The 593-nt window shown below is 76.1% G+C and carries 1 protein-coding gene; it reads left to right on the plus strand.

The features are described from left to right. Nucleotides 1-386: M43 family zinc metalloprotease (locus DEF28_RS26735; RefSeq protein ID WP_267900221.1), on the plus strand; the 386-nt coding region annotated here is incomplete at its 5' end. Between the last annotated feature and the right edge of the window lie 207 nt (nucleotides 387-593).

A 593-nucleotide genomic window follows, 5' to 3' on the forward strand; every position in this document is an offset into this window, starting at 1 on the left:
GCGTCCTCGGCCGCTCCACCTTCCCGCAGGACTACGACGCCGACTCCTGGGCCGACGGCGTCACCGTCGACTACCGGACCCTCCCCGGAGGCGGCCGGGAGAGGTTCGACCTCGGCCACACCGCGACCCATGAGACCGGCCACTGGCTCGGCCTGTTCCACACCTTCCAGAACGGCTGCGCCCACCCCAGCGACTACGTCGACGACACGCCCTACGAACGCCAGCAGTCGGCCGGCTGCCCCGAGGACCGCGACACCTGCCCGGAGAACCGCGGCCCCGACCCGATCCGCAACTTCATGAACTACAGCGACGACTCCTGCATGCGGGAGTTCACCGCGGGCCAGGGCGAGCGGATGCGCCGCGCCTGGGTGGCCTTCCGGGCCTGACCCCGGGCCGGCCGCCGGCCGGGCGATCAGCGGCCCGGAGGTCCGCGGGTAGCGGTGCGGCGCGAAGCCGCCTCGCCCCTGCGGACGCCCCCGAGGCTGGTGGGCACGCGGCTCCCGGCCGGTTCGGCGACGGCCCGGGACCGGACGGCTGTCGGGCCGGGGCGCCGGTCCGGTCGCGGTGGTCGCGCGGGGAGGGGCGTGGGGGAG

It is taken from the genome of Marinitenerispora sediminis (assembly GCF_003336425.1).
GTDB classification, from domain to species: Bacteria; Actinomycetota; Actinomycetes; order Streptosporangiales; family Streptosporangiaceae; genus Marinitenerispora; species Marinitenerispora sediminis.